22 protein-coding genes are annotated in these 23,884 nt (G+C 65.6%); 10 read left to right on the plus strand and 12 right to left on the minus strand.

The window, feature by feature from the left end; translation table 11 throughout:
- Window positions 1-47: 47 nt before the first annotated feature.
- Window positions 48-935, plus strand: a complete 888-nt coding sequence (rarD, locus tag ACIPK7_RS13935; protein ID WP_401088345.1) for an EamA family transporter RarD — start codon at window positions 48-50, stop codon at window positions 933-935.
- A 647-nt stretch (window positions 936-1,582) separates the two neighbouring features.
- On the opposite strand, the gene ACIPK7_RS13940 is transcribed toward rarD, so the two are convergent.
- On the minus strand, window positions 1,583-2,101 hold the full coding sequence (locus ACIPK7_RS13940; RefSeq protein ID WP_045212798.1) for a glycine cleavage system protein R: 519 nt from the start codon (window positions 2,099-2,101) through the stop codon (window positions 1,583-1,585).
- Between the two features lie 19 nt (window positions 2,102-2,120).
- Window positions 2,121-2,570: a GNAT family N-acetyltransferase gene (locus ACIPK7_RS13945; RefSeq protein ID WP_192436006.1), complete on the minus strand. Its 450-nt coding sequence runs from the start codon at window positions 2,568-2,570 to the stop codon at window positions 2,121-2,123.
- A gap of 294 nt (window positions 2,571-2,864) precedes the next feature.
- Here ACIPK7_RS13945 and ACIPK7_RS13950 point away from each other — a divergent pair, with 294 nt between their 5' ends.
- Entirely contained in the window at window positions 2,865-5,054 is a 2,190-nt protein-coding gene (locus ACIPK7_RS13950) for a malate synthase G (RefSeq protein WP_401088347.1), read from the plus strand.
- Between the two features lie 456 nt (window positions 5,055-5,510).
- Window positions 5,511-7,040, plus strand: a complete 1,530-nt coding sequence (locus tag ACIPK7_RS13955) for an NCS1 family nucleobase:cation symporter-1 (RefSeq protein WP_401088349.1) — start codon at window positions 5,511-5,513, stop codon at window positions 7,038-7,040.
- Window positions 7,041-7,086: 46 nt separating this feature from the next.
- Here ACIPK7_RS13955 and pcaD read toward each other — a convergent pair whose 3' ends face one another.
- Window positions 7,087-7,884: a 3-oxoadipate enol-lactonase gene (gene pcaD, locus ACIPK7_RS13960; protein WP_401088351.1), complete on the minus strand. Its 798-nt coding sequence runs from the start codon at window positions 7,882-7,884 to the stop codon at window positions 7,087-7,089.
- Window positions 7,885-7,979: 95 nt separating this feature from the next.
- Between pcaD and ACIPK7_RS13965 the strand changes: the two genes are divergently transcribed.
- On the plus strand, window positions 7,980-8,855 hold the full coding sequence (locus ACIPK7_RS13965; protein WP_192436011.1) for a LysR family transcriptional regulator: 876 nt from the start codon (window positions 7,980-7,982) through the stop codon (window positions 8,853-8,855).
- On the opposite strand, the gene ACIPK7_RS13970 is transcribed toward ACIPK7_RS13965, so the two are convergent.
- On the minus strand, window positions 8,856-9,608 hold the full coding sequence (locus ACIPK7_RS13970; protein ID WP_192436012.1) for a glutathione S-transferase family protein: 753 nt from the start codon (window positions 9,606-9,608) through the stop codon (window positions 8,856-8,858).
- Window positions 9,609-9,795: 187 nt separating this feature from the next.
- Here ACIPK7_RS13970 and ACIPK7_RS13975 point away from each other — a divergent pair, with 187 nt between their 5' ends.
- From ACIPK7_RS13975 to ACIPK7_RS13985, 3 genes are all read left to right on the plus strand, one after another.
- Complete coding sequence (locus ACIPK7_RS13975) at window positions 9,796-10,299, plus strand: RNA polymerase sigma factor (RefSeq protein WP_401088583.1); 504 nt, start codon at window positions 9,796-9,798, stop codon at window positions 10,297-10,299.
- Window positions 10,296-11,258, plus strand: coding sequence for a FecR domain-containing protein (locus ACIPK7_RS13980; RefSeq protein WP_192436014.1), 963 nt, complete (start codon window positions 10,296-10,298; stop codon window positions 11,256-11,258). Before ACIPK7_RS13975 ends, ACIPK7_RS13980 begins: the two co-directional genes overlap by 4 nt.
- A gap of 226 nt (window positions 11,259-11,484) precedes the next feature.
- Window positions 11,485-13,893 carry a TonB-dependent siderophore receptor gene (locus ACIPK7_RS13985; RefSeq protein WP_401088353.1) on the plus strand — a complete coding sequence of 803 codons (2,409 nt, stop codon included), beginning with the start codon at window positions 11,485-11,487 and terminating at the stop codon, window positions 13,891-13,893.
- Between the two features lie 120 nt (window positions 13,894-14,013).
- Here ACIPK7_RS13985 and ACIPK7_RS13990 read toward each other — a convergent pair whose 3' ends face one another.
- The gene (locus ACIPK7_RS13990; RefSeq protein ID WP_401088355.1) at window positions 14,014-14,871 is read right to left on the minus strand and encodes a protein phosphatase 2C domain-containing protein; all 858 of its coding nucleotides are present in this window, start codon (window positions 14,869-14,871) and stop codon (window positions 14,014-14,016) included.
- A gap of 81 nt (window positions 14,872-14,952) precedes the next feature.
- Here ACIPK7_RS13990 and ACIPK7_RS13995 point away from each other — a divergent pair, with 81 nt between their 5' ends.
- Both ACIPK7_RS13995 and ACIPK7_RS14000 read left to right on the plus strand, forming a co-directional pair.
- Window positions 14,953-15,903: an SMP-30/gluconolactonase/LRE family protein gene (locus ACIPK7_RS13995; protein WP_401088357.1), complete on the plus strand. Its 951-nt coding sequence runs from the start codon at window positions 14,953-14,955 to the stop codon at window positions 15,901-15,903.
- Between the two features lie 31 nt (window positions 15,904-15,934).
- Entirely contained in the window at window positions 15,935-16,558 is a 624-nt protein-coding gene (locus tag ACIPK7_RS14000) for a glutathione S-transferase family protein (protein WP_192436018.1), read from the plus strand.
- 291 nt (window positions 16,559-16,849) lie between these two features.
- Here ACIPK7_RS14000 and ACIPK7_RS14005 read toward each other — a convergent pair whose 3' ends face one another.
- From ACIPK7_RS14005 to ACIPK7_RS14025, 5 genes are all read right to left on the minus strand, one after another.
- Complete coding sequence (locus ACIPK7_RS14005; protein WP_081519652.1) at window positions 16,850-17,146, minus strand: hypothetical protein; 297 nt, start codon at window positions 17,144-17,146, stop codon at window positions 16,850-16,852.
- A gap of 11 nt (window positions 17,147-17,157) precedes the next feature.
- Window positions 17,158-18,600: a cell envelope integrity protein CreD gene (gene creD, locus ACIPK7_RS14010; protein WP_401088359.1), complete on the minus strand. Its 1,443-nt coding sequence runs from the start codon at window positions 18,598-18,600 to the stop codon at window positions 17,158-17,160.
- Window positions 18,601-18,709: 109 nt separating this feature from the next.
- Window positions 18,710-20,125 carry a two-component system sensor histidine kinase CreC gene (gene creC, locus ACIPK7_RS14015; protein WP_401088361.1) on the minus strand — a complete coding sequence of 472 codons (1,416 nt, stop codon included), beginning with the start codon at window positions 20,123-20,125 and terminating at the stop codon, window positions 18,710-18,712.
- Window positions 20,125-20,814 carry a two-component system response regulator CreB gene (gene creB, locus ACIPK7_RS14020; protein WP_192436021.1) on the minus strand — a complete coding sequence of 230 codons (690 nt, stop codon included), beginning with the start codon at window positions 20,812-20,814 and terminating at the stop codon, window positions 20,125-20,127. The genes creC and creB overlap by 1 nt, the downstream gene beginning before the upstream one ends.
- 66 nt (window positions 20,815-20,880) lie before the next feature.
- Window positions 20,881-21,402: an ATP-dependent zinc protease gene (locus ACIPK7_RS14025; protein WP_192436022.1), complete on the minus strand. Its 522-nt coding sequence runs from the start codon at window positions 21,400-21,402 to the stop codon at window positions 20,881-20,883.
- Window positions 21,403-21,537: 135 nt separating this feature from the next.
- On the opposite strand from ACIPK7_RS14025, the gene ACIPK7_RS14030 reads away from it, so the two are divergent.
- Window positions 21,538-22,422 (plus strand): acyltransferase, encoded by an 885-nt coding sequence (locus ACIPK7_RS14030; protein ID WP_192436023.1) that lies wholly within the window; start codon window positions 21,538-21,540, stop codon window positions 22,420-22,422.
- A gap of 6 nt (window positions 22,423-22,428) precedes the next feature.
- Here the strand turns inward: ACIPK7_RS14030 and ACIPK7_RS14035 are convergent, their stop codons facing one another.
- Entirely contained in the window at window positions 22,429-22,992 is a 564-nt protein-coding gene (locus tag ACIPK7_RS14035; RefSeq protein WP_192436024.1) for a DUF2780 domain-containing protein, read from the minus strand.
- A 97-nt stretch (window positions 22,993-23,089) separates the two neighbouring features.
- Entirely contained in the window at window positions 23,090-23,632 is a 543-nt protein-coding gene (locus tag ACIPK7_RS14040; protein ID WP_192436025.1) for a DUF2780 domain-containing protein, read from the minus strand.
- Window positions 23,633-23,884 lie beyond the last annotated feature (252 nt).

Genomic DNA, 23,884 nt, shown 5'->3' on the forward strand with positions numbered 1-23,884 from the left:
CCTAGAATTGTGCAGCCACTCATTAGCTGCCTAACCAAGGATGTTCCATGGCCACCGCCAACCCCCGCCGGGGCTACGCCCTGGGCTTGACTGCCTACGTCATCTGGGGACTCTTCCCGATCTACTTCAAGCTGCTCGAACGCATCCCCGCCCTGGAAATCATCACCCACCGGGCCATCTGGTCGGCGGTGTTCGGCGCCCTGCTCCTGCTGGTGTGGAAACACCCCGGTTGGTGGCGCGAGCTGCGCGAGAACCCCAAGCGCATCGCGGTGCTCACCGCCAGCGGCCTGCTGATCGCCAGCAACTGGCTGGTGTACGTCTGGGCGGTGAACAACGGCCACATGATCGAGGCCAGCCTGGGCTACTACATCAACCCGCTGATCAACGTCCTGCTGGGCCTGGTGATCCTGCGCGAACGCCTGCGCCCACTGCAGTGGGTCGCGGTCGGCCTCGCCGCGCTGGGCGTGGCGCAGCAGCTGTGGCAACTGGGCAGCCTGCCCTGGGTATCGCTGGCGCTGGCGCTAACCTTCGGCTTCTACGGACTGATCCGCAAGCAGGCGCCGGTGGCTGCCCTGCCCGGCCTGGTGGTAGAGACCTGGATCCTGCTGCCACTGGCGATCGGCTACCTCGTGCTGTTCGCCGACGGCCCGAGCGTGCACGCGGACTTCTGGACCACCAGGGACGCCATCTGGCTCGCTGCCGCCGGCCCGATCACCCTGGTGCCGCTGGTGTGCTTCAACGCTGCCGCGCGCCACCTGCCTTACGCGACACTGGGCTTCCTGCAGTACCTGGCGCCGACCTTGGTGCTGCTGCAGGCGATCCTGCTGTTCGGCGAACATCTGGACACCACGCGCCTGATCTCCCTCTGCTGCATCTGGGCCGGCCTGGTCGTCTACAGCGTGGATATCTGGTACCGCCTCGCCCGCGGGGATTGATCATTAATTGATCCACCGCCTGCAAGCCGCACCAGCTGTGGCTTGCAGGCACTCACCCGCAGATTGTCCACAGCTCTATCCCGCGATTGCGGGGATAACGACCAGCTCTTCCACAGGCCGTCCTGCCAAGCGTTTCACACCGCCCCTTTCTCCAGGCGCGAGCCGGCCCCTGATCAAGAATTGATCAACACCTCGGAAGCCCCGCAAGCTCTGGCCTGCATGAATATTCCCCCGGCTTTTCCACAGGCCGATCCCCGCTTCGTGTGGATGGAGCAGAGCCGCCCGCTCAGAAAGTGGACAACCCTATGAAACCCAGAGCTAACGTGCCCTGCAGCGTTTCATGAACGGCTTCTCCACAGATTCTTCCAGTATATTTGTGCACAGCGGTTGCCTGGCCCGCAGCGCCCTATTCGCCGCGCGCCATCTGTACGAAAACTGACCACATCGCCCAAGACCAGGGTAATAGCGGGATGCAGAGACTTATCAACAAAATGCCCACGGCGCGATCCCCGCAATCTGTGCACAGCCGCGAAACAGGAAGTGGATAAACGGATTGGCGTGAAGCCCATGCAAAATGGTCCCTCTGTCTATCCATCAACAGAGAGCCCACAGGTTTTTCCACAAGAATCGTACTCAGAGCGAGGCCGTCATTCCCCGCTGTGGAAATTCAGCTCCACCATCAGGTCATCGGCCAGCTCTTCCAGCTTCTGCTGCAGGGTTTCCAACGGCAGGGTCAGCGGCACGGCCAGCAGCGCCTCGGCATGGAACAGCGGCTCGCTGCTCATGGGCGCGGGGAGCACCTCGGTGGTCAGGCTCTCCAGGTTCACGCCATGCTCGGCCAGCAGCTGGGTGATATCGCGGACGATGCCGGGGCGGTCGTTGCCCACCAGGTCGAGATGGATCGGCTTCCAGTTGCAGGCCGGCTCGATGCCGCTCTCCGCCAGCAGCACGCGGATGCCGTGCTCGCTCAGCTCCTGCAGACCTTCCACCAGCTCGTCATAGCCCTCGGCGGGCACTGCTACGCGAAGGATCCCGGCGAACTGCCCGGCCATGCGCGACATGCGGCTTTCCAGCCAGTTGCCGCCGTGGGCGGCGATGCATTTGGCCACGCGCTCCACCAGACCGGGCTGGTCCTGGGCGATGACGGTCAATACGAGGTGGTCCATGAGCAGTCTCCGCGAAGGGCTAGGCCGTGAGGTCCAGCCAATAGGTGTAGAACTTGTCGTCCCGCTTGTAGCCCAGCCGCTCGTACAGCGACTGGCCAGCGTGGTTGGTCTTCGCCGTTTCCAGCATCAGGCCGCAGGCGCCGGTGGCTTCGCCGTGGGCGCGGGCGGCGTTCATCAGCGCCTCGCCATAGCCATCGCGGCGCGCAGCCGGCAGCACGTAGAGGTCACTGACCAGCCAGGAAGCCTGCAGCGCCAGGGAAGCGAAGAACGGGTACAGCTGCACGAAGCCTACCGCCAGCCCATCGATGCTGCGCGCGATGAACACCGTCGACTGCCCGCTGCCGATGCGCGCTCCGAGAAACTCGCGAATCTTCGCGTGGGGCGCGGGTACCTCGTAGAAATCGAGGTAGCCGGAAAACAGCAGAACCAGGTCATCCAGATCGGTGGGGGTGGCAAGCGTCACGGACATGCGGGATTCTCCAGGAGGGAAGAAGCAGTATAGGCACGGCGAGGTTAGCCAGCTGCGACGGGCTGCCACAGGTACCTATTCGGGTAATGCGTGTACAGTTTTAAGATTTATCTGGAACAATCCAGGTGATATTTGCGAACATAAGACCTGCTACGTGACTGAGATGCGTACTTTGGTCTAACCGCGACGCTAGCCCACTGATTTTTCCCACGGCATCATGTAGTATTCCGCGGCTCGGACTACAAGGCGTTTTGCCTGTGTCCAGAGCTGGTCCTGAGCAGAGTGAGGCAAGCAATGACTGAACGCGTTCAAGTCGGTGGCCTGCAGGTCGCCAAAGTCCTTTTCGACTTCGTGAACAACGAAGCCATTCCCGGCACCGGCATTGACGCTGGCAAGTTCTGGGCAGGTGTCGAAACCGTAATCAATGACCTGGCCCCCAAGAACAAGGCCCTGCTCGCAAAGCGCGACGAGATCCAGGCAAAGGTCGACGGCTGGCACCAGGCGCGCGCCGGCAAGCCGCATGACGCGGTCGCCTACAAGGCCTTCCTGCAGGAAATCGGCTACCTGCTGCCCGAGCCGGCCGACTTCCAGGCCAGCACCCAGAACGTCGACGACGAAATCGCCCGCATGGCCGGCCCACAGCTGGTCGTCCCAGTCATGAACGCACGTTTTGCCCTGAACGCCGCCAACGCCCGCTGGGGCTCGCTGTACGACGCACTGTACGGCACCGACGCGATCAGCGAAGAGAACGGCGCCGAGAAGGGCAAGGGCTACAACAAGGTCCGTGGTGACAAGGTGATCGCCTTCGCCCGCGCTTTCCTCGACGAAGCCGCCCCGCTGGAATCCGGCTCCCACGTCGACGCCACAGCCTATGTGGTAAAGAACGGCGCACTGGCCGTGACCCTGAAGAACGGCAGCGAGACCGGCCTGAAGAACGCCGCTCAGTTCCTCGCCTTCCAGGGTGAAGCCGCGAAGCCCAAGGCCGTGCTGCTCAAGCACAACGGCCTGCACTTCGAAATCCAGATCGACCCGACCAGCCCGATCGGCCAGACCGACGCCGCTGGCGTGAAAGACGTCCTGATGGAATCCGCGCTGACCACCATCATGGACTGCGAAGACTCCGTGGCCGCCGTCGACGCCGACGACAAGGTCGTGGTCTACCGCAACTGGCTGGGCCTGATGAAGGGCGACCTCGCCGAGCAGGTTTCCAAGGGCGGCAGCACCTTCACCCGCACCATGAACCCGGACCGCGTCTACACCAGGGCCGATGGTTCCGAGCTGAGCCTGCATGGCCGCTCCCTGCTGTTCATCCGCAACGTTGGCCACCTGATGACCAACCCGGCGATCCTCGACGCCCAGGGCAACGAAGTCCCCGAAGGCATCCAGGACGGCCTGTTCACCAGCCTGATCGCCATTCACAACCTGAACGGCAGCGCCACCCGCAAGAACAGCCGTACCGGCAGCGTGTACATCGTCAAGCCGAAGATGCACGGCCCGGAAGAAGTCGCCTTCGCCGCCGAAATCTTCAGCCGCGTCGAGGACCTGCTGGGCCTGCCGCGCAACACACTGAAAGTCGGCATCATGGACGAAGAGCGCCGTACCACCGTCAACCTGAAGGCCTGCATCCAGGCCGCTGCCGAGCGCGTGGTGTTCATCAACACCGGCTTCCTCGACCGCACCGGTGACGAGATCCACACCTCCATGGAAGCCGGCGCCATGGTGCGCAAGGGCGCCATGAAGACCGAGAAGTGGATCGGTTCCTACGAGAACAACAACGTCGACGTCGGCCTGGCCACCGGCCTGCAGGGCAAGGCGCAGATCGGCAAGGGCATGTGGGCCATGCCCGACCTGATGGCCGCCATGCTCGAGCAGAAGATCGCTCACCCGCTGGCCGGCGCCAACACCGCCTGGGTGCCGTCGCCGACCGCCGCCACCCTGCACGCGCTGCACTACCACAAGGTCGACGTGTTCGCCCGTCAGGCCGAGCTGGCCAAGCGCGCACCGGCTTCGGTGGACGACATCCTGACCATTCCGCTTGCTGCCAACACCAACTGGAGCGCGGAAGAGATCAAGAACGAGCTGGACAACAACGCCCAGGGCATCCTCGGCTACGTGGTCCGCTGGATCGACCAGGGTGTCGGCTGCTCCAAGGTGCCGGACATCAACGACGTCGGCCTCATGGAAGACCGCGCCACCCTGCGTATCTCCAGCCAGCTGCTGGCCAACTGGCTGCGCCACGGCGTGGTCACCCAGGAGCAGGTGCTGGAAAGCCTCAAGCGCATGGCTTCGGTGGTGGATCGCCAGAACGCCGGTGACGCCCAGTACCGCGCCATGGCGCCGAACTTCGACGACAACGTGGCCTTCCAGGCCGCGCTGGAACTGGTCCTCGAAGGCACCAAACAGCCCAACGGCTACACCGAGCCGGTCCTGCACCGCCGTCGCCGCGAATTCAAGGTGAAGAGCAAGGCCAAGAACGGCCTGTAAGCGCTTCGCGTCGCGATGAAGAAACCGCCCTCCGGGGCGGTTTTTTATGGGCGTGGATTGTGGTTTGACGTTGGGGCGGTGCATTCCCCACCCGATCGCGGACGGAGTCCGCTCCTACGCCGATGGGTAATCCTGCGTAGGAGCGGACTCTGTCCGCGATAGACGTCCGCCCGCGCCGAATCGCCCCCGTAACGCCTGTGCACAATTATTGTGTACAAAGTCCCCATTTCGCACACTACTCACCCACAGCCGAGCTGACTCTCAAGTCAATGATTGGCCTGGGAAATTTATTTCCTGTCCGCCTGGACAGGTCTCAAGACCGCACCAAATGAGGGCTTCAGCGCATTCCGCAGGCAAGATAGACAGACCTCCAAGACCGACAGGAAACTGCACTGGCATGGAATTGGCTTTGCACACAAACCACAAAAAGCCGTGCATACAAAAGCCGAGTAGCCCATGACCAGCAGTCCCACGCACCTGTCCGGCGTTACCTCCGTTCCACCTGCCGCTGGCGAGGCCTCCGCGAGCAGTACAGCGCCGACCCTGAGCCCGCGCCTGTACAGCGCCGACCTCGCGCCGACCAAGGCCCAGGGCCGCAGCTGGGGGCGCTACAGCCTGTTCGCGCTGTGGACCAACGATGTACACAACATCGCCAACTACTCCTTCGCCATCGGCCTCTTCGCCCTGGGCATGAGCGGCGCGCAGATCCTCGCGGCATTCGCCCTCGGCGCACTGGTGATCTACGGCCTGATGAACCTGTCCGGCTACATGGGCCAGAAGACCGGCCTGCCCTACCCGGTGCTGTGCCGCATCAGCTTCGGCATCCACGGCGCCCAGGTGCCGGCGCTGATCCGCGCAGTGATCGCCATCGCCTGGTTCGGCATCCAGACCTACCTCGCCTCGGTGGTCCTGCGCGTGCTGCTCACCGCCCTCGCGCCGGGTCTTGCGGCCTACGACCAGGACTCGATCCTCGGCCTGTCGACCCTGGGCTGGATCACCTTCCTCGGCATCTGGTGCGTGCAGCTGGTGATCTTCGCCTACGGCATGGAGATGGTGCGGCGCTACGAATCCTTCGCCGGCCCGATCATCCTCGTGGCCTTCGCCAGCCTCGCCGGCTGGATGTACTGGCGCGCCGGCCTGTCGATCGCCTGGTCCAGCGGCAGCGCTCCGATCGGCTCGGCCATGTGGCTGAAAGTCCTGGGCGCCGCCGCGCTGTGGGTGTCGCTGTACGGCACCATGATCCTGAATTTCTGCGACTTCACCCGCAACTGCCCGGACCGTCGCACCATCAGCGTCGGCAACTTCTGGGGCCTGCCGGTGAACATGCTGGGCTTCGCGCTGATCGCCGTGGTACTGGCCGGCGCGCAGTTCAGCATCGACGGCAAGCTGGTGCAGAACCCCACGGAAATCGTTGCCGCGATCCCCAACACCTTCGGCCTGGTGCTGGCCTGCCTGGCCTTCCTGATCGTCACCGTGGCGGTGAACATCATGGCCAACTTCGTCGCCCCGGCCTACGTGCTCACCAACCTCGCCCCGAACCTGCTGAACTTCCGCCGCGCAGGCCTGCTCAGCGCCACCATCGCGGTGCTGATCCTGCCCTGGCACCTGTACAACAGCCCGGCGGTGATCGTGTATTTCCTCGGCGGCCTGGGCGCGCTGCTCGGACCGCTGTACGGGATCATCGTCACCGACTACTACCTGGTGCGGCGCAGCCGGGTGAACCTCCCTGAGCTTTACAGCGAGAGCCGCGACGCCAGCTACCACTACAGCGGCGGCGTGAACCTGCGCGCCGTGGCGGCGTTCGTCCCGGCGGCGCTGATCGCCATCGTGCTGGCGCTGGTGCCGGCGTTCGAGGCGCTGTCGCAGTTTTCCTGGTTCTTCGGCGCCGGGCTCGGCGCGCTGATCCACTACACCCTGGCCGACCGCAAGCACCGCTACGCGGACGTCTGCGGCGAGCCCATCGCGGTGGATGCGGCGCATCACTGACGCCTGTGGATAAACCGCAAGGCCGCCCCCGGGCGGCCTTGTTCGTTCAGGGCGCCAGCAGGAAATCCAGCACCGCGCCTTCGAACTCACGGGGAAACTCGATGTTCGACAGGTGTACCGCCGGCAGCGTGAACAGGCGCGCGCCAGGGATCGCCTGGGCAATCAGCTCGCTGTGGCTGGCGGCGGTGACCGTGTCGAACTGCCCGGCGATCACCAGCGTGGGCAGGCGCACGTCGCGCAACGCGCTGCGCAGATCGGTTTCCTGCACCGCCGCGAAGGAGCCGGCCAGCCCATGCCGGTTGGTCGCCAGCAGCGTGGCGCGGAACGGCTCCACCTCCGGCCGCTGCGAATCCAGCCAGGCCGCAGGGAACCAGTTGGCGAGAAAAGTCGCCGCGGTGCCCAGCATATCCTCCGCTGCCAGCACCTCGGCGATGCGCGCATCCCACTGATCCTGCGGCCCGATCCAGGCGGAGGTGTTCGCCAGCACCAGTCGCCCGATACGCTGCGGAGCATTCAGCGCCAGCCACTGGCCGACGAAACCCCCGAGGGAAAGGCCGAGGAAATGCGCACGCTGAACGCCGAGCGAATCGAGCAGCTCGATCACATCTTCTCCCAGCCGCGCCAGCGAATAGGGGCCGGCGGGGACACTGGAGGCACCGTGCCCGCGAGCGTCGTAACGCAGCACGCGGAAGTGTTCGCTCAACGCAGCGACCTGCCCGTCCCACATGTGCAGGTCGGTACCGATGGAGTTGGACAGCACCAGCAGGGGCCGTTCGGCGGGGCCTTCCAGGCGATAGGCGATGCGGGCGTTGTCGTGGGTAGTCAGATAGTGCAGCGGGCTCATGGCAGCCTCTCTCCAAGTGGGGTGAAACGAGGCTAGTTGCGGCGGACTCGGGAAGAAATTACAAAGAGCGAACCATCTCTGTCAGGAAAGCTGACATGCACGATTTCACCCTTCACGACCTGCAGTGCTTCGACGCGGTGGTCGAATCCGGTGGCTTCCAGGCTGCAGCCCAGCAATTGCACCGTTCGCATCCGGCGGTTTTCGCCGCAGTTGCCCGCCTGGAGCGTCAGCTCGGATTCGAGCTGCTGGATCGCAGTGGCTATCGCGTCGCCCTGACGGCCGCCGGCGAATCCTTCCACCGCCGCGCCCAGGGCCTGCTGCGCGAACTGGGCAGCCTGCGAGACCACGCTGCGCACCTGGCAGCCGGCGAGGAAAGTGAACTGCGGGTGGTGCTCGGCGACTTCTGCCCGCGCCCTGCCCTGCTGGAAAAGCTCGCGCGCTTCTTCGCCACTCAGCCCCGTACGCGCCTACAGCTGTACTTCGAAAGTGTCAGCGGCCCGCTGGAGCGGCTGCTCGATGGCGAGGCCGAGCTGATCCTGCACCGCGTGGACAAGGCCGACCCGCGCCTGGAGTGGCTGGACCTGGGCGAAGTGGACTTCATCCCGGTGATAGCGCCGGGGCTGCTGACGGACACCACGGACCTCCGCCCGGAGCACCTGCGTTCGCTCACCCAATGCGTGATGCGCGACAGCGCCCGGCACTCGCCGCCGGTGGACTTCTTCACCCTGGAAGGTGCGCCGCAATGCACGGTGGCGGACCAGGCGATGAAGAAGGAGCTGGTGTTGCACGGCCTCGCCTGGGGCCATCTGCCGCGCCACCTGATTGCCGAGGAACTGGCCGACGGTCGCCTGCGCGATCTCAGCGGCCCCCACCTGCCCGGCCGTCGCGAAGAGCTGGTCGCCGCGCGCCTACGCGACCGCGCCCACGGCCCGGTCGCGCAGCGACTCTGGAGCTTCCTTCAGCAGGCCTGATCAGCTGCGACTCATCGGCCCGCGCACTGGCTGTTCGCGCATGTGGCTGACCTCGCTGACCGGCGCTCCTGCGGCGATCAGCGCCTCGCGCTGCTGCGCGATGGGCGTGCGGGCGATGGCACGCTCGAACTGGTTGAGCTTCTGGAACGCCGGCAACGCGAAGGCCGCCGCGAGCATGGCCGCCAGTTTCGGCCAGCGCTGGGCATCCAGCTCGTAGCGGGTGATCTGCGCGTTGCGCATGAAGCAGGCGACGCTGATGTCGGCGATGGACAGCTCGCCGAACAACCAGCCGCTTTCCGGCAACTGCGCCTCCAGGTAATCGAACACGGCCGGCAGGTCCTGCTGGTAGGTCTTCTCCAGCAACGCCGCGTCCGGCTCGCGGCCCCAAACGCCGCGGCCGATCACCAACTGGTCGAACAGTTGCCAGATCACCACTTGGCCCATGCGGCTGTCGGCGAACTCCTCGATCCAGCGCGCGCGGGCGCGCTCGGCAATATTCGCCGGGTACAGCGCCGGCTGTGGATAACGCTCTTCCAGGTACTGGCAGATCACCGAGGAATCGTTCAGCACCAGTTCGCCGTCCACCAGAACCGGCACCTGGCGAAGCGGGCTCAGGCGCTCGAATGCCTCGTTGCCGAAGAATGGCACGACGGAGTCGATGCGGTAATCCACGCCTTTCATTTCCAGCAGGACCAGCGCCTTGCGCACATAGGGCGAGAGGAAGGAGCCGATGATCAGCACGGGGTCGGACATGGCGAGGCGTTCCGCGACAAAGGTCGTCCGATTCTAGAACGACGCCATAAAGCGAGCGACCGGAAGCAAAAGCCGACGGGTGCCGATTGCGCGGGTGACTGCACTTTGCGATCATTTGCGAATAGTTATCGTTTTTGAACTTGATCCCATTCGGGATCATCGGGGGAGTAGCTTGTCGGCCATCCAGATGGGTAGCGGCGAACTCGTTGGCGCCTTGTATCGCGATCACCGCGACTGGCTGAATGCCTGGCTGAATCGCAGCCTGGGCTGTGCGCAGCGCGCCGAAGACTTGAGCCAGGACACCTTCGTCCGCGTACTCGGTCGTCGCGAGCTGCCCTCCCTGCGCGAACCCCGTGCCTTCCTGGTGACCGTGGCAAAGGGCCTGCTGGTGGATCACTGGCGCCGCGTTGCGCTGGAACAGGCCTACCTCGACGAACTGAAATGCCTGCCCGAAGCGGTGCAGCCTTCCGCCGAGGAGCATTGCCTGATCCTTGCGGACCTGCGCGAGATCGACCGCCTGCTGGGCAAGCTGTCCACCCGCGCACGCAGTGCCTTCCTGCTCAACCGCCTGGACGGCCTGGGGCACGCCGAGATCGCCGAGCAACTGGGCGTATCCGTACCGCGGGTGCGCCAGTACATCGCCCAGGGCCTGCGCCAGTGCTACATCGCGCTGTACGGCGAGCCGACGTGAAGGGACCGGTTTCCCTGCAGATACTGGACGAGGCGATCAGCTGGCAGCTGCGCCTGGGCTCCGGCGAATCGCGCCCGGACGATGAGGCTGCTTTCGCCCGCTGGCATTCGGCCCATAGCGAACACGCCCGCGCCTGGAGCCAGTTGGGAATGCTCGACCGCAGCCTCGCCGGCGCCACGCCCAAGGCCGCGCGCAACGCCTTGCTGCGCTCGTCGGGCGAATCCCGGCGCAAGGTCCGCCGCCTCGCCGGCACCGGCTTATCATTGCTGCTGGTCGGTGCGCTGGCGCTGGGTATCGGCAACCGCTACACGCCGGTGCGCTATGCCTTCTCTGACCTGGTCACCGCCACCGGCGAGCAGCGCGAACTGCGTCTGCCGGACAACACCCGGCTGGTGCTCAACAGCCGCACCGCAGTCGATGTGCGCTTCGACGCCGAGCAGCGGCGCATCGTCCTGCTCAGCGGCGAAATCCTGGTGGAAACCGCCCACGGCGACAGCCGCCCGTTCATCGTCGAAACCGACGAAGGCCGCCTGCGTGCCCTCGGCACGCGCTTCCTGGTGGAACGCGACGACGGCGACAGCACCTTGCTGAACGTCCTGCAGTCGGCCGTGGCCGCACGCCCCGAGCAACTGCCGGACGAACGCGTGATCAACCAGGGCCAGCAAGTGCGCGTGCGCGCCAATGGCTTCGGCACGCTGGAGGCCAATAGCGCCACCGCCGATGCCTGGACCCACGGCATGCTGGTGGTGGACAACGTGCGTCTGGGCGAACTGATCGACCAGTTGGCGCGCTACAGCCCCGGCTACCTCGCGCTGGACCCGACGCTGGCGGACCTGCGCATCACCGGCAGCTTCCCGCTGAAGAACATCGACCTGGCGCTCAGCTCGCTGGAGCCGACACTGCCGGTGCGCATCGAGAAGCACGGGCAGTGGTGGTCCCGCGTGGTGCCACGTCGCTGAGATGCCCCAGTAGGAGCGAGCTTGCTCGCGAACAGAGTCTCCCCGAAGCACAGGCATCAAGCGGGTTCGCGAGCAAGAACTAGGCGTCCCCCTCGATCCTACGAAAAGTCGTTCGCATCAACCACTGCGTACATCCGGAAAAAATTTTCCACGCAGCCCTATCACTTTTTGAATCTCGTCCGGCAAGGAGGCATCGAGAAACGTTTTCATTCAGGAGTCGTTTTCAATGCGCCGCCCGTTCGAACTGTCGCTCCGCCCCTGCCTGCTAGCCACCGCCATCCTGCTGGCCACCACTTCGGCCATCGCCGCCGAAGCCGTGCGTGATTACCAGGTCCCCGCCGGCCCGCTGGCCAGCACCCTCAACCGCATCGCCGCCCAAGCCGGCCTGTCGCTCAGCCTCGACCCGGCGCTGGCCCAGGGCCGCAGCGCGCACCCCGTGCAGGGTCGCTACGATGCCGCCAGCGCGCTGCGCCAGGCGCTGCAGGGCAGCGGGCTGGAACTGGTGGAAAGCGAATCGGGCAGCTACAGCCTGCGGCCGGTACCCAGCGACACGCTGTCGATGTCCGCGACCACCATCAGCGGCACCCAGGAAGACCCGGACGGCCCCGCCGTCGGCTACCTCGCCACCCGCACCCGCGCCGGCACCAAAACGGATACCCCGCTGCTGGAAGCCCCGCGCTCCATCTCCGTGGCCACCCGCGAGCAGATGCAGGACCGCAACGTGCAGAGCCTGGACGACGCGGTGCGCTACATGCCCGGCGTAATCGCCAGCAGCTACGGCAACGACACCCGCGCCGAATGGCTGAAAGTGCGCGGCTTCGAGCCGACACAATTCCTCGACGGCCTGCCGCTGCCCAAGGGCTCCTACGTGATGCCCAAGCTGGAAACCTGGGACCTGGAGCGCGTCGCCCTGCTGCGCGGCCCGGCATCCTCGCTGTACGGCCAGACCCCGCCCGGCGGCCTGCTGGACATGACCAGCCGCCGTCCCGAGGCCGAGAGTAGCCACGAAGTGCAGCTGCAGGTCGGCAGCTACGAACACAAGCAGATTTCCTTCGACAGCACCGGCAAGGTCGACGACGCCGGCAACCTGCTCTACCGCGTCAGCGGTGTGGTGCGCGACAGCAACACGCAGGTCGATCACGTCGACAACAAGCGCTACAACATCGCCCCGAGCCTGACCTGGAACTTCGACGAAGACACCAAGCTGACCTTCCTCTCGCAGTTCAACCGCGACGATACCGGCATCACCAGCCAGTTCCTGCCGCTGCAGGGCACCAAGCTGTCGACTCCCGCCGGCGAGGTGAAGTACCACGAGAACCTGGGTGACCCGGACTGGGAGTTCTACGACAAGACTTATTACGCCCTGGGCTACGCCTTCGAGCACCGCATCAACGACGTCTGGCAGTTCCGCCAGAACCTGCGCTACACCAAGAGCGACCTGTCCTTCCAGGGCATCACCGCCGGCGGCAGCGCGACCTCGGTAGCCGATGACGGCACCCTGTCCCGTGGCGCCAACGTGGTCGACGAGGACATCAGCCAGTTCGCCATCGACAACAACCTGCAGGCCGACTTCTCCACCGGCCCGCTCAAGCACACCTTGCTGCTGGGCCTGGACCACCAGCGCGCCAACACCAACTACAAGTGGCTCTACGGCAGCGCGCCGACCAGCAACATCAGCAAGCCGATCTACGGCCAGGACTTCAGCAACGTCGTCTACACCGCGTACAACGACTACAACCAGAAGATGCGTGACACCGGTCTGTACGCCCAGGACCAGATCGCCCTGGACAACTGGCGCCTGACCCTCGGCGGCCGCCAGGACTGGGCCCACACCGGCTCGAAGTTCTACAACGCCAATGGCGCCACCGATACCCGCCGCGACAGCAACTTCAGCGGCAATGCGGCGCTCAGCTACGTGTTCGACAACGGCGTAGCGCCTTACGTGTCCTACGCCGAGTCGTTCCAGACCGAAGCCGGCGGGACCAACGGCGCGGCCTTCGAGCCGAGCACCGGCAAACAGGTCGAACTGGGCGTGAAGTACCAGCCGGTTGGCACCGACCTGATGCTCAGCGCCGCAGTCTATGACCTGACCCGCAAGAACATCGTCCTCACCGGCAGCGACTTCATCAGCCGCCCGGTAGGCGAGGCGCAGGTCCGTGGCTTCGAGCTGGAGGCGGTGGGCACTGTCACCGAGAACCTCAAGGTGACCGCCGCCTACACCTACGCCAACAGCAAGATGACCAAGGTCGCCAACCCGCTGGATAAGAACCGTCCGTTGCCGCTCACCCCGGAAAACCAGGCCTCGCTGTGGGCCGACTACACCTGGCATGACGGCCTGCTCGACGGTTTCGGCCTGGGCTTCGGCACCCGCTACGTCGGCGAGACCCACAACATCGCCATCGGCAGCATGGGCTACGTACGTGACAAGTCGGACGGCGACACAGGTTCCTACACCGTCTACGACGCCGCGGTGCACTACGACCTCGGCCGCCTCGACAACAGCCTCAATGGCCTGAACGTCGCGCTGAATGCCAACAACGTATTCGATAAGGAATACATCTCCACCTGCGACGGCTTCTACTGCTACTACGGCGACCGCCGTAACGTGGTCGCCAGCGTCAATTACAAGTTCTGACGTAACAGGCTCTCGTAGGGCGCATAACGCGCCAGCGTTATCCGCCGAAACAACGGCGGAAAACCTGTTCCAGGTTATTCGCCCTACGGTGTCGACGGCCCGCGCAATGCGGGCCCCTGCTCAGCGCACCACCTCTCCCCACACCACGCTCGCATCGTCGTGGATCTTCAGCCGCGGATACTCCAGCGCCTGGTCATCGGCGCTTTCCAGCGCGCGCAGGTCATCGATCAGCGCCTCCACGCCACGCTCGGGCAACGCCGCGAACAGCGCGTCGAGATCGTACTGGCGGAAATCCAGCAGCCGGTCGAAGCCATCGCTCACCAGCATGAACGCCTTCAGCCCCGCGGGGTCGAGCACCCGGCGCTGCACGTGGGGAATCCAGCGCTCACTCGGGTCGAGGCACCAGTAGCCTTCCGGTGTATTGGCCAGCGCGCGGTTGCGCCGCACCCATTCGCGACTGGCCTGCCAGAGTTGCGCGTGGCTCCAGCCCGGATTCGCCTCGCGTAGCGCCAGCAGGCGCTGCACCGACTGGCGATCGATCTCTTCCAGCGGCGTATCGCCGAAGCTCTCCACACGGCCATCGTCCCAGGCCAGGTGGATGCTGGTGTCGCAGAGATTGAGCAGCTCCAGCGAGCCATCGCCCAGCACCCGCAGCAGGCTCAGGCAAGCGGTGGGCAAGTTGAGATCCAGGCTTGCGGCCACGCCGGAGTCGCGCTGGAAATCCGCGGCGATGCCCGCCTGCAATTGCGCCAGCAGGTCGCCGGTCGGCCGAAACGGTTGCTCTTCCAGCAGACGCTGCAGGTGCGCATTGGCGCTCTGCGCCAGCCAGCGCGCATCGCTCTCGCCGCCCACCAATCCCTGCCCGAGACTGGTCGCGCCATCCAGCACCCAGGCCGCCTGCGCGGTGTAGCCGATGGCATCGTCGTTCACCGGCGAACCCTGGCGGCAGGCCGCCCCACGTACGGAAATCGTCGTCACAAGCCGCTCTCCTTCGTTTCGTCGGCCACACTGACCGGCGTACAGTCTCACCTGAATCCGGACTCTGCCAAGGAGAGCCCCATGCTTCGCGTCCTGCCGCTGTTCCTCGCCAGCCTGCTGCTGGCCACCGGCGCCCATGCCGCCGAGGTGAGATACTTCGACCTGCCCAAGGACTCCGGCCCGCACGATGTGGCGCCCACCGAGGACGGCAAGGTCTGGTACACCGCGCAGAAGCTCGGCGTGCTCGGCCGGCTCGATCCGCAGACCGGGCAGACCGAGCAGATCAGCCTGGGCAAGGGCTCCAGTCCCCATGGCGTGATCGCCGATGGCAACGGCGACGCCTGGATCACCGACAGCGGCCAGAACGCCATCGTCCACGTGGACGCACAACGCCTGGGGGTGGAAGTCATACCGCTGCCCAAGGAGGCGGCCGACGCCAACCTCAACACTGCGGTATTCGATGACGACGGCGTGCTGTGGTTCACCGGGCAGAACGGTTTCTACGGCCGCCTCGACCCGAGCAGCCGCGACCTGAAGGTCTGGCCGGCGCCGCGCGGCAAGGGCCCGTATGGCATCGCCGTGGCTCCGGATGGTGGCGTCTGGTACGCCTCGCTGGCAGGCAATTACATCGGCCAGATCGACGGCATCCAGGGCAGCGCCACCGCCTTCGATGCACCGAGCAAGGATGGCGGCCCGCGCCGCCTGTGGGCGGATTCCGTGGGGCGGCTCTGGGTCAGCCAGTGGAACGCCGGGAGCCTCGCACGCTTCGACCCCAGCGACAACCAGTGGAAAACCTGGAAACTGCCGGGCGATCATCCGCAGCCTTATGCGGTCTACGTCGATGCCATGGACCAGGTGTGGCTGAGCGATTTTTCCGCGAATGCGCTGCTGCGCTTCGACCCGCAGAGCGAGACATTCACGGCCTTCCCCAGCGACCACGCAAACGCCAATGTCCGCCAATTGCTTGGCCGGCCCGGCGAGGTGTGGGGGGCCGAATCCGGCACCGATCGCCTGGTGCTGATCCGCGATTGAACCGATGACCGAACCCCAGGAGTTGCTGCCGATGAGTACCCGCCCCGTCCTGTTCCACGCCGCCGCTTCGCCCTTCGTGCGCAAGGTCATGGTCCTGCTGCACGAGACCGGCCAGGTGGACTCCGTGGAGCTGTACGCCGCCGTCCACACGCCCATCGCGCCGGACGCCGGCGTACTGCACGACAACCCCGCCGGCAAGATTCCCGCGCTGCGCCTGGCCGACGGCCAGACCCTGAACGACAGCCGGGTGATCCTCGAATACCTCGACCAACAGCACGCCGGCGAACCGCTGATTCCCCGCGAGGGCGCAGCGCGCTGGCGTCGTCTCACTCTTGCTTCGCTGGCCGACGCAGTGCTCGACGCGGCCGTGCTGATCCGCTACGAAACCGCCATGCGCCCACAGGAAAAACACTGGGATAAATGGCTGGACAACCAGCAGTTGAAGATCGTCCGCACCCTCGCCTACTTCGACGGCCCTGCCCACGCCGAACTCGCCGGGCGCTTCGACATTGCTGCCATCGGCGTGGCCTGTGCCCTGGGCTACCTGGACTTCCGCCAGCCGCACTGGGACTGGCGCGCCGAGTATCCGCAGCTGTCCAAGTGGTTCGCCGAAGTCAGCCAGCGGCCTTCGATGCAGGCCACGGTGCCGGCCTGAAGCTCCCGCTACAGAGAACAACGCCAGCTTCGATCTATCGAACGTTCAGGCGAAGGCCACACTCTCCAGCCGGCACCGCCCAGCTCCCTCTCCCTATGGGAGAGGGTTGGGGTGAGGGCATAGCCAGCGCGCCAGAACTTCGTCTCGCACAAGCCGCGCCGCACCACTCGTCGCTGAAAGCGCTCATCACGCACCACTCGCCGCTCAAGCCCTGCTCGAACAACCCGGCGATCCGCTGCGCCAGCCGCCGCCCCACTTCACGCTCCTCGCGCAATCCGCTCCAGGCACTCATCACTTCTTCCCCAGTCGGTAGATCGGCAACGCCAGCAGCAGGCCGAGCTGTGCCACGCCCATGCACATCTCCAGGAAGGAGCGCACATGGGGATTGTTCGCCGCATCCTCGACTCCGGTGAGTTGCGTCCACAGTTCGCCCGGCAGCAAGAGCGCGAGGTGCGCCAGCGGCTTGCCGGTGGCCACCAGCAGAGCGATCCAGTCGAAGCGGCCGAGCAGCATCAGCACCGGCAAGCACAGGCCACTCACCAGAAGGCCGGCGAACAGGCACAGAGAAAAACGCATCAGGTTAGGCATATCCATTCTCCTCAGCGCGCCGCGCGCACGTCTTCCAGGGAAAATTCCAGTTCATCGCCACGGGGCTTGCCGATGCCGTACCAGTCCAGGTGACGGGTCAGGACCATCACGCCGCCGAGCACGCCGAACAGCAGCAGCGAACCCATCAGCAGCGCGTAGTCCTCGGCACTGAGCAGCGCGTAAAGCATCCCGTAGAGCCCGGCCAGCCCGAGGCTGAACCCGGCTCCGCGCCACAGGCTGCGCAGCACATGGCAGAGGTAGAAGCCGATCAGCCCGACACACGCGCCAGCGGACAGCAGGTAGGCCAGCTCGAAGCCGACATGCTCGGAGAGCGACAGCAGCAACAGGTAGAACAGCGCCAGCGCCATGCCCACCAGGGCGTACTGGATCGGGTGCACCGACAGGCGCTTGAGCACTTCGAAGAGGAAGAAGCCAGCGAAGGTGAGGACGATGAACAGCAGCGCGTACTTCACCGCGCGGTCGGTCTTCAGGTACTGGTCCACCGGGTCCACTAGCGCCACGCCGAAGCGGTGCTGGCCGAACTCGTTGCACTCGGCGGAGTTGACGCGGAAGGCATCCGCATCGACCGCGTCGACCGCGCGGGCGACATCCACCTGGGCCGGGGCGGTGCAGGCACGCAGCTGGTCCTCCAGATTCGTGGCGAAGAAGCTGGTGCGCCAGCGGGCGCTGAAGCCCTGGTCGCTGACGCTGCGCTCGGTGGGCAGGAACTCGCCGCCGAAGCTGGGGTGCGGCCAGTCCGAGACCAGGTTGACCTGGCTGTCGCGGCCGATCGGGGTGATGTCGAGGCGGCTGCTGCCCAGCAGCGACAGTTCGAAGGCGTAGTCAAATCGCTGTTCGTGATCGCTGGCCTTGAGTGGCAGCACCGCATGCACGCCGTTGCCGAGGAACTGGCTCTGGGTGCCCGGCTGGAAGTCGCGCAGTTCGTCACCGACCTTCAGCTTCGGTGCGTTCTCGATGCCGCGCACGTCGCTGATGCCCACCGCCAGCAGCGGGTCGTCGAAACGGTAGCTGCCCAGGTCGCTGGTGATGCCGTAGTTGGCCGGCAGGACGAAGCTGCCGCTGACCTGGCTCTCGGCATGGAACAGGCGCGCCTCGTAGATGCCGCGATGACGCAGCTCGGTGCGCATCTGCCCATCGAGGCTGAAGACTTCCGGCAGGAAGTACAGCCGCCCGCGCACCTCGCGCTCCTGCAGCACGCGCTGCTGGCTCGCCTTGTCCAGGCGCCAGCTGCGAATGGTGCGGGTGTAGGGCACGACCACCAGCGGGCCGGTGAGCTGCTGACGGTAGCTGGCGCTGCGGGCGATGTCCTCCAGGACCTCGTCGCGGTAGTTCTGACGCTCGTCGACGAGGCCGTCGATCATCAGCAGGGGTATCAGCAAGAGGACGATCAGCAGCGCAATGGCGCCGAGCTTGATGCCGAGGTGGCGATTCATCGAAGGCTTCTCCGTAGGTGGACGACGGGGCAAGCCTGGGGCCCGTACGTGGGGGCGCTCGGGGCGAAGTGTGGAGAGTGTGTGGGTTTTATGTGGCTTCGGCTCGCTCCTACAAGGGCAAAAGCAGGCTCGCGCGCACGCCGCCCTCGACGTTCTCCACGCGCAACTCACCGCCATGCAGCGCTGCCACCTCAGCGACGAAGTTGAGGCCAAGACCAGTGCTCTTGCGCCCACTCACCGGGCGCGGCAGCGAATAGAAGCGCTCGGTCAGGCGCGGCAGGGCAAACTCCGGAATCGCTTCGCCCTGGTTGAACAACTCCACGCGCCAACCATCGCCGTCAGGCTGCGCAACGAAGCGAATCACGCCACCGGCCGGGGTGAAATCCAGCGCATTGTCCAGCAGGTTACCCAACGCCTGGCGCAGCAGGAAACGCTCACCCACCACGCTTGCCTGCGGTGGAATCGCATTCTCCAGTTGCACGTCCTGCACACGAGCCATGCGCTCATCGATCAGCTCATTCGCCAGCTCATGCAACGCCACCGGCACATGCTCCTCCAGCCCCTGACGCTGCTCCACCTGGGCGAGGTTCAGCAGGCGCTCGATCAGTTGCTGCAGGCGCTCGCTTTCCCCGGCGATGTTGCCGACGAAGCGCGCGCGCTGATCGGCGGGCATCTCGCCCTCGAGCAGTTCCGCGGCTCCGCGAATTGCCGCCAGCGGGCTCTTCAATTCGTGGGTCAGGGTATGCACGTAGCGCTCGACGTAATCCTTGCCTTCCAGCTGCACGCGCATGTGCTCCACCGCGCCGGCCAGCTGCGCCATCTCGCCGCCCCGGTATTTCGGCAGCTCCGCGCGGCGGCCCTCGCTCACCGCCTGGGCGTAGCGGGTCAGGCGATCCAGCGAGCGGCTCAGCCACCAGGACAGCCCCGCGCCCACCAGCAGGCCGAGCACGATCAGCCCGGCGCCGAGCCAGGCCAGGCGCCGCTGCGAGCGGTCGATGTAGGGCTGCAGCGTGCGATTGGGCTTGGAGACCGAGACCACGCCGATGATCTTGTCGCCGTCGCGGATCGGCGCGGCGACGTACATCACCGAGGACTCCGGATCGTCCGCCGACTCGCGGCTGGAGCGCGCCCCGTACTGGCCGTTGAGGGTCCGATAGACGTCATTCCAGCGCGAATAATCCTGGCCTACCGCCTTGCCGAGGGAGTCCAGCAGGACGACGCCGCGCGCGTCGGTAACGTAGATGCGGTGGTTCACCGCGGTCTTGTTCACGCCCCAGATGTCCGCCTGCGGGCTGCGCGCGCCGTATGCGCGGAGCATGTCGGGCAGCCGACTCTGGTCGAGGGTGCCGCTCTTCACGTCGGCCTGGAGAATCTCGGCGAGCAGGTTGGCGGTATCCACCAGCGTCTCTTCGCTGGACTGCCGCACGCCGGGGCGGATCTCGTCCATCACCGTGCGCAGGACGAACCAGCCGGTCAGCCCGACGAAGAAGAAGTAGACCAGGAAGATCCGCAGCGACAGGCGCATCAGGCCTTGTCCGGCGCGTAGCTGTAGCCCAGGCCGCGATGGGTCTGGATCGGTTCGGCGGCGGGGGCGACCTGGCGCAGCTTGGCGCGCAGGCTCTTGATGTGGCTGTCGACGTTGCGCTCATAGCCGGCATCGGCGGCGACGCCCAGCGCATCGAGCAACTGCTCGCGACTGAAGACGCGCTCGGGGCGCGCCAGCAATGCTTGCAGCAGTCGGAATTCGTGGCGGGTCAGGGCCAGCGAATGGGCGTGGTAGCGAATCTGGAAGCGCTCCTCGTCCACCTCGAACGGGCCGTTGTTGGCAGGTGCCGTGGCCGGCGCTTCACGCGGCGCGGTGCGCTTGAGGATGGCCTTCACCCGGGCGGCGACTTCGCGCGGGCTGAAGGGTTTGACCACATAGTCGTCGGCGCCGATCTCCAGTCCCACCACGCGGTCGATCTCGGCGTTGCGCGCGGTCAGGAAGATTACCGGCACCTCGGAGAAGCGCCGCAGTTGCTTGCAGGCTTCGAAGCCGCTGATGTCGGGCAGGCCGACATCGAGAATGACCAGGTCGAACACCTCACCCTGCAGGCGTTCCAGGGCGGGGCCGGCGAGGTTCAGCCAGGTGGTCTCGAAACCTTCGGCCTGCAGGGCATAGAGCAGTGTGTCGGCGATGGCGGCTTCATCTTCGACAATGAGGATGTGGGGCATGGGATTCCGATTCCCGGGATGGTCCGCAGAAGGGTCCATCATGCCCCGCGCCGCGTCAATCGAGGATCAGGAGCAGCTCGGCTTGCCGGCGACGAAACGCTCGCCCGAGTCGACGGCGACGTGGAACTTGCGCAAGCCCTTGGCGCCCATCAGGAAGGGGTAGTTGAAGTGGCTGCGGTCGGTGAGGTTGACTTCGATGGTGCGCTGGTCGCCTCCCAGGCACACCGGCAACTCGATCACCGGACGCTGGCTTAGGCCGGGAGTGGAAGCTTCTTCGTCCTCATCGCCCGCGCCGTCAGAGCGGTTCTTGATCTTCGAGATGCGCGACAGCTTGTGCTCGTACACCGAGTCGCCGCCATCCTTGGTGGCCAGCTTGAAGCGCACCCAGTCCTCGCCGTCGCGCTGGAATATCTGGATGTCCTTGGCCGACAGCGACGAGGTGTAGGCGCCGGTGTCCATCTTGGCCTGCAGGGTCTGGTTCAGTTCAGGCAGGCTGACCCATTCGTAGCGGCCGTACAGCTTGGCGTCTGCGGCCAGTGCGAGGCCGGGGAGCGCAATAAGGGAAAGCAGGGCGAGGACGCGTTTCACGCGGAATCTCCGGGGGTGGAATATGTCGCATAGGACTAGCACGGCGGCCATTGGTTCGCCATACCCACGCCGCTTGGGCCAGACCAATTGTCTGCGTATCATGGCCGCGCCACCGTCGCACAAGGAATGGACCCCATGCCGGCAGTCAAAGGCGTCATCGCCAGCCTCCTGCTGTTGCTCAACACGCTGATCCTGATCGGGCCGATGATGCTTATCGCGCTGCTCAAGCTGGTCGTCCCCGGTCAGGGGGCTAAGGATGCGTGCTCGCGCGGGGTGATGTGGATCGCCGAGACCTGGGCGGAGATCGACAAGGCCATCTTCGCCCTGATGACCCCGACCGTCTGGGAAATCCGCGGCGCCGCCCAGCTACGCGGCGACACTTCGTATCTCGTGATCAGCAACCACCAGTCGTGGGTCGACATCCCGGCGCTGGTGCAGGCCTTCAACCGCAAAACGCCCTACTTCAAGTTCTTCCTGAAGAAGGAGCTGATCTGGGTGCCCTTCCTCGGCCTGGCCTTCTGGGCGCTCGACTACCCCTTCATGAAGCGCTACAGCAAGGCCTTCCTGGAGAAGCACCCGGAACTCAAGGGCAAGGACCTGGAAATCACCAAGGCCGCCTGCGAGAAATTCAAGCGCATGCCGGTGACCGTGGTGAACTACCTCGAAGGCACGCGCTTCACCCCGGCCAAGCAGGCCCAGCAGCAGTCGCCCTACCAGAACCTGCTGCGCCCCAAGGCTGGCGGCGTGGCCTTCGTGCTGGCAGCGCTGGGTGAACAGCTCGATACCCTGCTGGACGTCACCCTGGTCTACCCGAAAGGCCCGCGACCGGGCTTCTGGGACCTGCTGTGCGGACGCGTGCCGCGCGTCATCGTCGACATCCAGGCGCGCGAGATCGACCCCGCGCTATGGCAGGGCGATTACGAGAACGACCCGGAGTTCCGCCAGTACGTGCAACACTGGGTATCGCAGCTGTGGGAACAGAAGGATGCGCGAATCGAACAGCTGCGCCAGGAGTTCTGACGCTCCCTACGCGCCCCGTCCGGCGACCGGCGCAGCCGGCGTCAGCGGGGCTATCGGAGTGCCCCAGAGGCCGCCGAGTGTCCCCAGCAGTTGGCTGCTCAGGCCCTGTTCGGTGAAGTAGTCGAGGATCACCCCGGCGAAGAGGCCGATCATCGACTGGTCCATGCCCAGTACGCCGAATATCTGGTCGACGTCCTGGAGGTTGTTGATCCCTCCCAGCAGCGCTGCAGCGTTGCCCAGTCCACCGAAACCGCCCAGCGCCCCGCCTAGATCGCCCAGCGAGCTGTTGCCGGCGAGTTGATCGAGGTTCGGCAGGGATTTCTGCAGCTGCGCCGTGTCGGTTTCCTTCAGGCTGTTCATCGCCATCGCCAGCATGGCGCCGGTACCGCCGATCGCCTGCTGCTCGCTGACGCCCAGTTGCCTGGTGAGATTGCCCAGCAACGCGCTGGCCGCCGGCGGCACGCTCTGCGTCTCGGCAACGGGCTCGCGGGTGTCGGTGAAGGTAGCGGCGAACACAGGGGAAGCGGCCAGCCACGCGGCAGCCAGGAAGACGACGGAACGGGGGGGCATCGACGGCTCCGGAAAACGGATGTCCGGCCCCAGGACGGGGCCCGATCGTCGATAGGACCGGAGCGCGGCGCGGCGGTTCCGCGCCGCCCGGCGGATATCAGGCGCCGGTGCCCCAGAGGCTGCCCAGGGTGCCGAGCAGGTTGCTGTTCAGGCCCTGCTTGCCGAGGTAATCCAGCAGCACGCTGGAGAATTTTCCGGTCATGTCCTGGTCCATGCCCAGCGCACCGAAAGCCTTGCTCACATCGCCCATGCTGCTGACGTTGCCCAGCAGGCCGCTGGAAGCGCCACCGCCCAGGTTGCCAAGCTGGCCGCCGAGGCCGCCCAGGGCGTTGCTGCCGGTAAGCTTGTCGAGTCCGGGAACGGTCTTCGCCAACTGCGAATAATCGGCGGTGCTCAGCTTGTTCTTCGCCAGGCCCAACAGTGCGCCGGTACCGCCGAGCGCCTGTTCGTCACTGACACCGAGCTGACCGGTCAGGGCATCGAGGAGGCCGCTGGTCTGCGGCGTTGAAGCAACGCGCGAGGTGTCGGATCCGGTCGCGCCGGACACCGCCTTGGCGGCGTCGCCCAGGTTGAAGGCAAACGCAGAGGAAGCCGCCAGCAAGGCGGCCAGTGCGAGGGTGACACGGGGTTTGACGGACATCGCTGTCTCCTGGGGGTGTACCGGACGCCATATCGACCGGACGAGCAGGGCATTGTTCCTCCATGGCCGCCGCCAGAAGAAATCCGGTACCCCCCACGAAACTGCCGGAAAAGCCGTTTCAGCGCCTGAGGAGGGGGATCTCGCAGCGCCTGCATGGCGGCGATGAAGAGGCATGCGTCCAATCCTTCCCGGTGTCACGGCGGCTACTTTCCGTTTCGCGAGCGCGCCGATTTCCCCCACGCCTGCCAAAGT

The sequence above is a fragment of the Pseudomonas sp. NPDC086581 genome, from assembly GCF_044746165.1.
Lineage (GTDB): Bacteria > Pseudomonadota > Gammaproteobacteria > Pseudomonadales > Pseudomonadaceae > Pseudomonas.

What these genes read in the sequence shown, in the direction of transcription:
- rarD (WP_401088345.1), top strand. Translation starts at nt 48, where the DNA reads ATGGCCACCGCCAACCCCCGCCGGGGCTACGCCCTGGGCTTGACTGCC.
- ACIPK7_RS13940 (WP_045212798.1), bottom strand. Translation starts at nt 2,101, where the DNA reads ATGGACCACCTCGTATTGACCGTCATCGCCCAGGACCAGCCCGGTCTG.
- ACIPK7_RS13945 (WP_192436006.1), bottom strand. Translation starts at nt 2,570, where the DNA reads ATGTCCGTGACGCTTGCCACCCCCACCGATCTGGATGACCTGGTTCTG.
- ACIPK7_RS13950 (WP_401088347.1), top strand. Translation starts at nt 2,865, where the DNA reads ATGACTGAACGCGTTCAAGTCGGTGGCCTGCAGGTCGCCAAAGTCCTT.
- ACIPK7_RS13955 (WP_401088349.1), top strand. Translation starts at nt 5,511, where the DNA reads ATGACCAGCAGTCCCACGCACCTGTCCGGCGTTACCTCCGTTCCACCT.
- pcaD (WP_401088351.1), bottom strand. Translation starts at nt 7,884, where the DNA reads ATGAGCCCGCTGCACTATCTGACTACCCACGACAACGCCCGCATCGCC.
- ACIPK7_RS13965 (WP_192436011.1), top strand. Translation starts at nt 7,980, where the DNA reads ATGCACGATTTCACCCTTCACGACCTGCAGTGCTTCGACGCGGTGGTC.
- ACIPK7_RS13970 (WP_192436012.1), bottom strand. Translation starts at nt 9,608, where the DNA reads ATGTCCGACCCCGTGCTGATCATCGGCTCCTTCCTCTCGCCCTATGTG.
- ACIPK7_RS13975 (WP_401088583.1), top strand. Translation starts at nt 9,796, where the DNA reads ATGGGTAGCGGCGAACTCGTTGGCGCCTTGTATCGCGATCACCGCGAC.
- ACIPK7_RS13985 (WP_401088353.1), top strand. Translation starts at nt 11,485, where the DNA reads ATGCGCCGCCCGTTCGAACTGTCGCTCCGCCCCTGCCTGCTAGCCACC.
- ACIPK7_RS13995 (WP_401088357.1), top strand. Translation starts at nt 14,953, where the DNA reads ATGCTTCGCGTCCTGCCGCTGTTCCTCGCCAGCCTGCTGCTGGCCACC.
- ACIPK7_RS14000 (WP_192436018.1), top strand. Translation starts at nt 15,935, where the DNA reads ATGAGTACCCGCCCCGTCCTGTTCCACGCCGCCGCTTCGCCCTTCGTG.
- ACIPK7_RS14005 (WP_081519652.1), bottom strand. Translation starts at nt 17,146, where the DNA reads ATGCCTAACCTGATGCGTTTTTCTCTGTGCCTGTTCGCCGGCCTTCTG.
- creD (WP_401088359.1), bottom strand. Translation starts at nt 18,600, where the DNA reads ATGAATCGCCACCTCGGCATCAAGCTCGGCGCCATTGCGCTGCTGATC.
- creC (WP_401088361.1), bottom strand. Translation starts at nt 20,125, where the DNA reads ATGCGCCTGTCGCTGCGGATCTTCCTGGTCTACTTCTTCTTCGTCGGG.
- creB (WP_192436021.1), bottom strand. Translation starts at nt 20,814, where the DNA reads ATGCCCCACATCCTCATTGTCGAAGATGAAGCCGCCATCGCCGACACA.
- ACIPK7_RS14030 (WP_192436023.1), top strand. Translation starts at nt 21,538, where the DNA reads ATGCCGGCAGTCAAAGGCGTCATCGCCAGCCTCCTGCTGTTGCTCAAC.
- ACIPK7_RS14035 (WP_192436024.1), bottom strand. Translation starts at nt 22,992, where the DNA reads ATGCCCCCCCGTTCCGTCGTCTTCCTGGCTGCCGCGTGGCTGGCCGCT.
- ACIPK7_RS14040 (WP_192436025.1), bottom strand. Translation starts at nt 23,632, where the DNA reads ATGTCCGTCAAACCCCGTGTCACCCTCGCACTGGCCGCCTTGCTGGCG.